The organism is Stenotrophomonas sp. GD03930 (assembly GCF_029839665.1).
GTDB classification, from domain to species: Bacteria; Pseudomonadota; Gammaproteobacteria; order Xanthomonadales; family Xanthomonadaceae; genus Stenotrophomonas; species Stenotrophomonas forensis.
On record NZ_JAOCAV010000002.1, the window covers coordinates 1,115,936 to 1,125,993 of the forward strand.

At 66.4% G+C, this 10,058-nt stretch carries 9 protein-coding genes; 2 read left to right on the forward strand and 7 right to left on the reverse strand.

What is annotated here, in order from left to right:
- Window positions 1-51 precede the first annotated feature (51 nt).
- A complete protein-coding gene (locus N5C18_RS15665) occupies window positions 52-348 on the forward strand; it encodes a hypothetical protein (protein ID WP_053511738.1) in 297 nt (98 codons plus the stop codon).
- A gap of 98 nt (window positions 349-446) precedes the next feature.
- Here N5C18_RS15665 and N5C18_RS15670 read toward each other — a convergent pair whose 3' ends face one another.
- The 7 genes from N5C18_RS15670 to N5C18_RS15700 all read right to left on the reverse strand — a co-directional run bounded on the left by N5C18_RS15670 (window position 447) and on the right by N5C18_RS15700 (window position 8,318).
- Complete coding sequence (locus tag N5C18_RS15670) at window positions 447-1,316, reverse strand: hypothetical protein (RefSeq protein WP_053511734.1); 870 nt, start codon at window positions 1,314-1,316, stop codon at window positions 447-449.
- A gap of 125 nt (window positions 1,317-1,441) precedes the next feature.
- A complete protein-coding gene (dld, locus tag N5C18_RS15675; RefSeq protein ID WP_053511735.1) occupies window positions 1,442-3,142 on the reverse strand; it encodes a D-lactate dehydrogenase in 1,701 nt (566 codons plus the stop codon).
- Complete coding sequence (lldD, locus tag N5C18_RS15680; protein ID WP_053511736.1) at window positions 3,139-4,278, reverse strand: FMN-dependent L-lactate dehydrogenase LldD; 1,140 nt, start codon at window positions 4,276-4,278, stop codon at window positions 3,139-3,141. Before lldD ends, dld begins: the two co-directional genes overlap by 4 nt.
- A gap of 4 nt (window positions 4,279-4,282) precedes the next feature.
- The gene (gene lldR, locus N5C18_RS15685) at window positions 4,283-5,047 is read right to left on the reverse strand and encodes a transcriptional regulator LldR (protein ID WP_008264563.1); all 765 of its coding nucleotides are present in this window, start codon (window positions 5,045-5,047) and stop codon (window positions 4,283-4,285) included.
- 53 nt (window positions 5,048-5,100) lie between these two features.
- Window positions 5,101-6,759 (reverse strand): L-lactate permease, encoded by a 1,659-nt coding sequence (lldP, locus tag N5C18_RS15690; protein WP_279945036.1) that lies wholly within the window; start codon window positions 6,757-6,759, stop codon window positions 5,101-5,103.
- 225 nt (window positions 6,760-6,984) lie between these two features.
- On the reverse strand, window positions 6,985-7,437 hold the full coding sequence (locus tag N5C18_RS15695) for an MgtC/SapB family protein (RefSeq protein ID WP_008265586.1): 453 nt from the start codon (window positions 7,435-7,437) through the stop codon (window positions 6,985-6,987).
- A 122-nt stretch (window positions 7,438-7,559) separates the two neighbouring features.
- Window positions 7,560-8,318 (reverse strand): SDR family NAD(P)-dependent oxidoreductase, encoded by a 759-nt coding sequence (locus N5C18_RS15700; RefSeq protein ID WP_279945037.1) that lies wholly within the window; start codon window positions 8,316-8,318, stop codon window positions 7,560-7,562.
- 446 nt (window positions 8,319-8,764) lie between these two features.
- On the opposite strand from N5C18_RS15700, the gene N5C18_RS15705 reads away from it, so the two are divergent.
- Window positions 8,765-9,718, forward strand: a complete 954-nt coding sequence (locus N5C18_RS15705) for an AraC family transcriptional regulator (RefSeq protein ID WP_053450050.1) — start codon at window positions 8,765-8,767, stop codon at window positions 9,716-9,718.
- The last annotated feature ends 340 nt before the right edge of the window (window positions 9,719-10,058 follow it).

A 10,058-nucleotide genomic window follows, 5' to 3' on the forward strand; every position in this document is an offset into this window, starting at 1 on the left:
GTGCTATGGTGGCGCCATCATGCCCCACCTGGAGCCGTTCCAATGACCCGAATCAGCATCACCCGTCTCGCCGTTGCCGCCCTTGCCGCGCCCCTGCTGCTGTCGGCCTGTGTCAGCACCCCCGGCCCGGAAGTAAAGGGAACGGGCCGCTGCGACGCCAGTCAGCTGGGCTGGGCGGTAGGCCAGCCAGGCAACGAAGAAAACCTGCGTCGGCTGTCGCGTGAGAGCGGCGCCGGGCTGGTCAACCCGATCGGCCCGACCACCATCACCACCAAGGACATCCGCCAGGACCGCCTGCGGGTCTACATGGACAAGGACAACATCATCACCGCCGCACGCTGCGAGTAAGCGCTGACACGGGCTTCTGTAGAGTCGAGCCATGCTCGGCTGCTCTCCGGTCAGGCTGCACGGAAAGCCAGCCGAGCGCAGGCTCGGCTCTACAGGGCTCAGGGTTCGGTATAGCCTGCGCAGTCCGGCAGCGCCTGGTCCGGATGGAACATTCCTTCGCTGAAGCGGAACAGACGTGTGTAGCTGCACGCCGGGTCCTGCTCGGTGCGCAGGTCCTTTTTCTTCAGCGGGCCCTTGGCCAGTGAATCCTCGAAGCGCGAGGCGCCGGCGGGGAATCGTGTGGCCACGGTCTGGTAGCGCAGCACCGGCATGGCCTGCGCGGCCGGGTCCAGTCCCAGTTTCGCCGAGAAACTGTACTCATCATGGCAGGCCCCGGCCCGTTGCCTCGCATCCTGTTCGCTGAAACAGGCCCGGATCGACGCATTGCCCTGCCACGGAACGGTCAGTACATCGTCATCCACCTGGATGTCGTCCTGCAGGTGGCGCACGCGTGCCAACTGCAACGTGGACGCATCGGCACCGCCGCCGGAATACATGCTGCTGAAGGAGACGATGCCCCCTACCAGTACGTTCTGGCGGGCGCGCTGTTGCGGATCGGTCACCACCGCATCGCTACCCACACCGGGGGCCAGGCGCACGATCCATGGCCACAGCTTCAGTTCGCTTTCCTGCGGCACGTCGATGCTGACGTGGTAGACATGCGGGTCGCCCTCCGCGGTTCCCCGCTCCGACACCTCCAGTGTTGTGGGCCGATCGCCATCGTGGGCCACCGGCTGCACGCGCACGCACCATGCGCCATCGGCGGTGCAATGACGCACCCCTGCCGCGTCCAGCACCTGTCCCAGCGGCTCCATCACGTTGCCGGCCGTATCGCGCTGCTGCGGCAGGATCGAGCCTTGGGCCAGCACCAGCAGCGGGGTGGCCAGCCATGCGGTACACAACACGCTGCGCGCTACGGTGATGGGCATCGGGGTGGCTCCTGCGTGTGGAACCCCGATGGTAACCGCTCCCCCGTAGCGTCGCGCTTGCTCGACTGCATGTAATCCGGCAAAAGAGGCCGTCGAGCAAGCTCGACGCTACCCGGATCGGTTGTCTAGCCGCAATCGCAGCCACCCCACCCCTTCGCCTTCGACGTCTGGCCGATACCCGGGTTGAAGGTGTTGCTCGGGTCCAGCTGCCGGTAGAACCCGGCCAGCGCCGGCTTGGCCGGGTACAGGTGGCCGACGTTGTGCTCGGCCGGGTACTCGGCGCCGCGCTGGTCCAGCAGCGCCCACATCGCATGCTCGATGGCCAACGGGTCTTCGCCCCTGCGCGCGATGTAATCCTGGTGGAACACGTGGCACAGGAAGTGGCCGTAGTACAGCTTGTGCAGCAGGCGGTTGTCGATGTCGGCCGGCAGCTGCTCGAACCAGTCGGCATCGTCACGGCGAAGCGCGATGTCCAGTGCCACGATATCCTGCACCTGCTCGCGGTGCACTTCACGGTAGCGCACTGCGGCACCGGCCACCGCGAAGCGATGCAGGAACGCCTTCCGGCCCTCCTCTGCCGTGCAGTGGAAATAGCCGCCTTCATGGCCTGCGAAGAAGTCGCTCAACCAGGCCTCGGTCTGCGCTGCGTCCTGCGCGGACACCTTCAGCAGCAGATGATGTTCATAGCGCTGGCGGAACTCGCCCATGCGCTTGGGCAGGTGCGAAGGCAGCAACCCGGTCAGCACCTGCATCACCCGGTCGGTGACCCCGCGCAGGCCCAACCGTTCGAACCAGCCATCAACGCGGCTCTTCAGCGCGAACGCAGCCGGCACGCGGGCAGTGCCGAGACGGTCGATCAGCAGGAAGCTGTCCTTGCCGTAGCGTTCACCGATGTCATAGGCATCGCGGTGGATGTACTCACCGGCAATCGGCAGGCGCTCGAAGCCGGTCAGCAGATGGCGTCGGATCGCGGTCAGGCTGTCGGTGCGGTTGCTGCCGATGTAGAAGACCTCGGCGGCCTCCTTCTCGAAGGTATCCAGGCGCACCGCGAACACGGCCAGCTTGCCGGCAGATCCTGCGGCTTCGAAGTGGCGGCTGGGGTCGGCATTGAAGCGCGCCGGGGTATCGGCATCGACCCGGCGCACCTCCTCGGCATAGCGCGGATCGGAGGCGGCGCGGCCCTCTCCATCGCCCACATCGGCGGCGCTGTATCGCCCCTCCTGCAGTCGCTGCAGGATCTGCTCGGGCGTATCGCCCAACGCGATGCCCAGATGGTTGACCAGCTGCAGCTGGCCCTGCGCATCGACCTGCGCGTACAACGCAAGCTCGGTATAGGCCGGGCCGCGACGCACCAGCGCGCCACCGGAGTTGTTGCAGATCCCGCCCAGCACCGAGGCGCCGATACAGGACGAGCCGATCACCGAATGCGGTTCGCGGCCCAATGGCGCCAGCGTCTGTTCCAGCCGATCCAGCGTCGCGCCCGGCAGGCACAGCACCTGCCGGCCGTCGTTCAACAACTGGATGCCGGTCAGGCGCAGCGTGCTGACCAGCACGATCGGACGCCCGTAGTCGTTGCCATCCGGGGTCGAGCCGCCGGTCAGGCCGGTGTTGGCCGCCTGCAGGATGATCGCCGCCCCGCCCTGCACCGCCGCCTGCAGCACGTGCCACAGTTCCAGCAACGTGCCCGGCCGCACCACCGCCAGTACCGGGCCGTCGCCGAAGCGGTAGCCACGGCGGAAACGACGGGTCGCCTTGTCACCGGTCAGTACATGGCGGCTGCCGACCGCTTCGCGCAACTTCGCCAACACCGCCTGCTGGTGGCTCATGGCAGGCTGACCAGCGAACCGCGGCCGATATCAGCGATGCGGCGCGCACCGGTCAGTGTCATCGCCACGCGCATCTCCTTGGCGATCAGGTCCAGCAGGTTGGCCACCCCGGCTTCGCCCTGCGCAGCCAGTGCATAGACGAAGGCACGGCCCAGCAGCACGGTATCGGCCCCCAGCGCCAGCATGCGCACCACGTCCAGGCCAGTGCGGATGCCGGAATCGGCGAGGATCTTCAGGTCGCCCTGCACCGCATCGGCAATGGCCGGCAGTGCGCGTGCGGTGGACAGCACGCCGTCCAGCTGGCGGCCACCGTGATTGGAGACCACGATGCCATCGGCGCCGAACTTCACCGCATCACGTGCATCGTCCGGATCAAGGATGCCCTTGATCACCATCGGTCCCTTCCAGAATTCGCGGATCCACTCCAGGTCTTTCCACGAAATGGAGGGATCGAAGTTGCTGCCGAGCCAGCCGATGTAGTCCTCCAGCCCGGTCGGGTTGCCACGGTAGGTGGAGATGTTGCCCAGGTCATGCGGGCGGCCGAACAGGCCGACGTCCCAGGCCCAGTGCGGATGGGTGATGGCCTGGCCGATACGGCGCAGCGAGGCGTTCGGTCCGCTCATGCCCGAGTGTGCGTCACGGTAGCGCGCGCCCGGTACCGGCATGTCCACGGTGAACACCAGCGTGGTCACGCCCGCGGCCTGCGCGCGCTCCAGCGCGTTGCGCATGAAACCGCGGTCGCGCAGCACGTACAGCTGGAACCACATCGGGCGCTGGATCGCCGGTGCCACTTCCTCGATCGGGCACACCGAGACGGTGGACAGGGTGAACGGGATGCCGCGGCTGTCTGCCGCGTGCGCCGCCTGCACTTCGCCGCGCCGGGCATACATGCCGGTCAGGCCAACCGGCGCCAGCGCCACCGGCATCGCCAGCTTTTCGCCGAACAGTTCGGTTTCCAGGCTCAGGTCGGACATGTTGCGCAGGATGCGCTGGCGCAGCGCGATGTCGGACAGGTCGGAAACGTTGCGCTTCAGCGTGTGCTCGGCATACGCGCCGCCATCGATGTAGTGGAACAGGAACGGCGGCAGCCGGCGTTGCGCTGCGGCACGGTAATCGGTGGAGGCGGAGATGATCATGGGGTCAACCGTGTGGGGAAGGTAGACGCGAGGCCCGCGCACGCCGGGCTTCGTTGTCATCGAGGGTGCGCAGCGTGGTGTGCACGAACTCGAGGTGGGCATGCGCGGCGGCGCGCGCGCGTTCGGGGTCGCCGGCCAGCACCGCGTCCATCATCTCGCGGTGCTGGTCGGACAGTGGCGAGAAGGTCCTCGCCGAGGTGTAGAGCTTCTCGCGGCTCTGCGAGATATTGGTCTGCAGCAGTTCGAACAGCCCGCGCATCACCTGCAGCAGCACCAGGTTGTGCGACGCCTCGGCGATGGACAGGTGGAAGGCCGCGTCGGCCTCCGCTTCGCCGGTGGGATCGTCTTTGCCGTGCGCATCCATCATGGTCTGGAACGCCTGCGCGATGCGGGTGCGGTCCTCGTCAGTGGCGCGCAGCGCGGCGTGCCAGGCGGTGGCGCCTTCCAGTGCGTGGCGGATCTCCAGCACGTCGAAGCGGTATTCCGGGTCGCCCTGGAACAGCGGCAGGTACGGCGCCAGCGGTTCATCCAGTGCCTGCCGCGCCCGCGCCGCCGGTTCGGCCACATAGGTGCCGCCACCGACCCGCGCCGTCAACAGGCCCTGGCTGGCCAACTGTGCGATCGCCTCGCGCAATGCAGTACGCGAGACCCCCAGCTGCACCGCCAGGGCGCGCTCGGCCGGCAGCCGGTCACCCGGCTGCAGCCGCTGTTCCTGCACCAGGCCGCGCAGCTGCGCAGCCACCTTGTCCGAAATACGTTGCGTGCTCATGGCGCCATTGTGGCCCGAAGCGCGCAGCGGGTGGTCGGCCGACCGTGCATGGCTCAGGGAATCATCCAGGTCAGCCAGTAGGCCTGGGCCAGGGTGATCAGGCCGACCATCGTGGTGAAGATCAGGCTGTGCTTGACGGTGAAGCGGAACAGGTCCGATTCCTTGCCGGCCAGCCCCACTGCGGCGCAGGCAATGGCAATCGACTGCGGCGAGATCATCTTGCCGGTCACGCCACCGGTGGTGTTGGCCGCCACCAGCAGCACGTCGGACACGCCGATCTGCTGTGCGGTGGTGGCCTGCAGTGCCGAGAACAAGGCATTGGACGAAGTGTCCGAGCCGGTCAGGAACACCCCCAGCCAGCCAAGGAACGGCGAGAAGAACGGGAACGCATCACCGGTGTGTGCCAGTGCCAGGGCAAGCGTGGCCGACAGCCCCGAGTAGTTGGCGATGAAGGCGAAGGCCAGCACCATGCCGATCGAGTAGATCGGCATGCGCAGCTCGCGCACCGTCTCACCGAAGGTCTGCAGCGCCGAGCGGGCCGGCATGCGCAGCGCGATGATGGCGATCACCGCAGCGAGGATGATCGAGGTACCGGTGGCCGAGAACCAGTCGAACTTGTAGATCGCCTCGTAGCTGAGCGGCGCGTCCACGATCGGTGGCATCTTCTGCACCATCTGGTCCAGGCCCGGCACCGGGATCTTCAGCACCCAGTTCTCCAGCGGGCCGCCCGCCGCGAACAGCGACTTGAACGGCTTGATGCTCCACAGCGTAACCATCGCGGTGAGGATCAGGAACGGCGACCAGGCCTTGGCGATCTGGCCGACGCTGTAGCGCGGCGCCTCCAGCGCCTGTGCGGCCGCCTCGGCGCTGGTTTCGGTATCGAAGCGGAAGATCCGCACCGGCTTCCAGCGACGCAGGAACAGGGTCAGGCACACCAGCGATGCCAGCGAGGCGGTGATGTCCGGCAGTTCCGGGCCAATGAAGTTGGAGGTCAGGTACTGCGCGATGGCGAACGAGCCCCCGGCCACCAGCACCGCTGGCCAGGTTTCCCTGATGCCGCGCCAGCCATCCATGATCGCCATGATCCAGAACAGCACGATGATGGTAAGGAACGGCAGCTGGCGCCCAGCCATCTGGCCGATCTCGAACGCATCCAGGCCGGTGACCTGCCCGGCCACGATGATCGGAATGCCCATTGCACCAAAGGCGACCGGCGCGGTGTTGACAATCAGGCACAGGCCGGCGGCATACAGCGGCTTGAAGCCCAGCCCGACCAGCAGCGCCGCGGTGATCGCCACCGGCGCGCCGAAGCCGGCCGCACCTTCCAGGAAGGCACCGAAGGCGAAGCCGACCATCAGCATCTGCAGGCGCTGGTCCTCGGTGACCGACAGGATCGAGGCACGGATGATGTCGAACTGCCCGGTCTTGACCGAGACTTTGTACAGGAACACCGCGCCGATGATGATCCAGGCGATAGGCCACAGGCCGTAAACGAAGCCGAAGCCGGCTGCGCCCAACGCCTGGGTCAGCGGCATGCGATAGAACAGCAGCGCCACGCCCAGCGCGATGGCCACGGTGATCGTGCCGGCGAGCCAGCCCTTCATCCGCAATACGGCCAGGGCGATGAAGAAGAACGCGATCGGCAGCAGCGCGATCAGGCTGGACAACCACAGGTTGCCGGCGGGGTCGTACAGGTGTTGCCAGGGCTGCATGAAGGCTCTCGACTGGGGGCGGGATGTGCTCCACCGCAGGCGGTGGGTCGCCGTGGCCGATACTTATTGGTATTACCAATAAGCAAAATCATCGAGCCACTCAGGGCGGATTTAACCGTCACTCCGGCGAAGCGCCTATTAGACCATAGGGCTAGGCGCCATATTGGTCCGACCAAATAGACCCTGATGGTAGTGCCGGCCGCTGGCCGGCAACTCGAGATTCCCTTACGAAATCCGCCTCTCCAACCGCCGCATCACCGCCAGCACCAGTACGCACAGCACGCTGACCCCGATCGCGATCACGTACTTGCCGATGCCCACGGCAATGCCGATGGCGGCGGCCATGATCAGTGAACTGGCGGTGGTCAACCCGCTGACCTGGTCCTCGCGCGAACCGCGCAGGATGGTGCCGGCCGCAACGAAACCGACGCAGGCCACCACCGCTTCAATCAGTCGCACCGGATCAACCTGCAGCAGATCGCGGTAGCGCTCCTGCTGGAAGTGCTCGGCCACCGAATCACCGAGGCCGACGATCAGCGCAGCGGCGCCAGCAATCAGCATGTGCGTGCGCAGGCCGGCAGCGTGCTTGCCCATTTCGCGCTCGACGCCGAGCACGCCACCAAACAGCATCGCCGCGCCTACGCGCAGCAGGATCGAGACATCCTGGGTGAGTTCCATCGCCGCCTCCGGGTATTTCCGGCAGCGTTGCGTGCACAGCGTGGGACGGGGGTGAAGGCAGCACCACGGCTCGTTCACCCGGTGGCGCCCGGCCGCGCCCGGCGCCATCGGTGATCAACGCATCACTGCGCCAGGTAGCCACCGTCGATCGCGTAATAGGTGGCGGTCGCGAACGAGGCGTCGTCGCTGGCCAGCCAGGCCACCAGCGCCGCCACTTCTTCCGCCGTGCCCAGCCGCTTCAACGCGTGCCGCCCTTCCAGCGTGGCGCGCACCTTCGGGTCCATCTTCTCCAGCAACGGCGTGCTGATGAACCCCGGACCGACCGCATTGACACGGATACCGTCGCCCGCGTGCTCCCAGGCAGCGGTCTGGGTCAGCCCGACCACGCCGTGCTTGGCCGCGACATAGGCGGTGGAACCGGCATAGCCCACCTGGCCCAGGATCGACGCCATGTTGATGATGCTGCCACCGGAACCCGCTGTACGCATCGCCTGGATCTGCGCACGCTGGCACAGGAATACGCTGGTCAGGTTGACATCGATCACGCGCTGCCAGCCATCGATCGGATAGTCACCACTGCTGGCGGCCGGTCCACCGATGCCGGCATTGTTGACCGCCACATGCAGGCCGCCCAGTTCCTTCACCGTGCGCTGCACCGCTGCCTCGACGGCGGCATCATCGGTCACGTCCAGCGCAATGCCGATCGCCTGTGCACCGCTGCCCTGCAGCTGCGCCACCGTCGCATCCACCGCGTCCTGTTTCAGATCCCAGACCGAAATACGCGCACCGGACGCAGCCAGGGTCTGTGCGACCGCCAGGCCGATGCCGGATACACCTCCGGTCACGATCGCGGTCTTGCCGGTGAGCTGGTAGTCAATCATCTGCATTCTCCATCTGTGGGGGTTTCGATGCGGCTGGCCGCTGTTGAACCCTCACGCTACGACGTTGCCTGTGATGACCCGGCAGACAGTGCGCCCACGAACGATCGTTCCACCCATAAAACCTCAACTCAAGTTGATGTAGGGAATTGCGTATGGATATGCATGCAAAACGCCGCCGTATGTTCTGCGCAGCAATCAACTTGGCCGTATTGATCAATCGTTTTGACCATCTCGAAATCAAATGCAGATGAATCAGGGCGACAATAGGAAACGTTTCCAGTTTCTTCGACACACACATTCCAATCTGGCGTTTCCCCAGCCATCCGGCATGCCGTCGCCACCGCATCGCAGCGGGTCTGCACAGGCCACCACCGGACGTGCATCTGCATCGCAGAGCGCATGGGCCAGGCACAGCCAGCGTCCACCTCCTGCGTACGTGCCGAGCAATGTCCCGATACTTCACTTTTGCCGATTACCGCCGTTTCGGCCACCGCCACGGCTTTGATTACCGCGCCGATCCGGAACACCTGCGCGACGACCAGTGGGCCGGCCACGGCGAGGTCAACGAGCAGTTCCTGCGCGGCGGCATGAGCCTGATCGCGTCCGACGTGCATAATCGTTTCCCGTACGTCGCCACCGCCCAGCAGAGCCCGGGGCTGGCCATCCGCGTAATGCTGCAGGGCCAGGTCGACGTCCGCATGCCACGACGCGCGGGCTTCACTCTGCGTGCCGGCACCGCGATGACCGCGCACCATCGCGAGCAGGTCGAGATGACCGGCGCACACCCAGGCGAGACGCGCATGCGCGGGGTCAGCGTGATGGTGCCGGCCGAGATCGATCCGGACCTGTTCCAGCTGCCGCAGCTACATGCTGCGCTCAACACCCACCTGGAGTGCCGCCACTGGGCGATTCCGCACACCCTGCTGCCGGTGCTGGGCCAGCTGTTCGACAGCCCCTGGCAGGACGGCATCGATGCGCTGTGGCGCGAGGGCGTGGCCCTGCAGCTGCTGGCCGTCGGCCTGCAGGCCGAGGATCTGCAGACCGACCACGTGCGCACGCTGCGCGCGGGACAGCGCGAGCGCCTGGAGCGCGTGCGCGCCTACCTGCACGATGATCCCAGCCACGCCCACAGCCTGCTCGAACTGGCGCAGCTGGCCTGCATGAGCCCGAGCTCGCTGCGCCGCCATTTCGCCCAGCAGTACGGTTGCTCGGTGTTCGACTACCTGCACGAGCAACGCATGCGCCACGCCGAACAGGGCCTGCGCGAAGACGGCTGGACCGTCGAGCAGGCTGCGGCCGCCAGTGGCTATCGCCATCCCAGCAACTTTGCTGCCGCCTTCCGCAAGCGTTTCGGCCTGGTGCCCAGCCGTTGGCGTACCGGCCCTTCAAAGGTCGGGTAGCAGCTTCTGCCCTGGTGGGTGTCGACCCTGGTCGACACGCTTTGGCACCAGCGTCGATGCCGGCCAGCGGCCGGCACTACCCCCATCATGCGACCACGGCCAACGCGCCATGGCTCCGTTTGGGTAGGTGTCGACCTTGGTCGACACGCTTTGGCACCGTCGCGGATGCCGGCCAGCGGCCGGCACTACCCGCATCATGCGACTACGGCCAACGCTCCATGGCTCCGTTCTGGTGGGTGTCGACCTTGGTCGACAGGCTTTGGCACCATCTCGGATGCCGGCCAGCGGCCGGCACTACCCGCATCATGCGACCACGGCCAGCGCGCCATGGCTCCGTTCT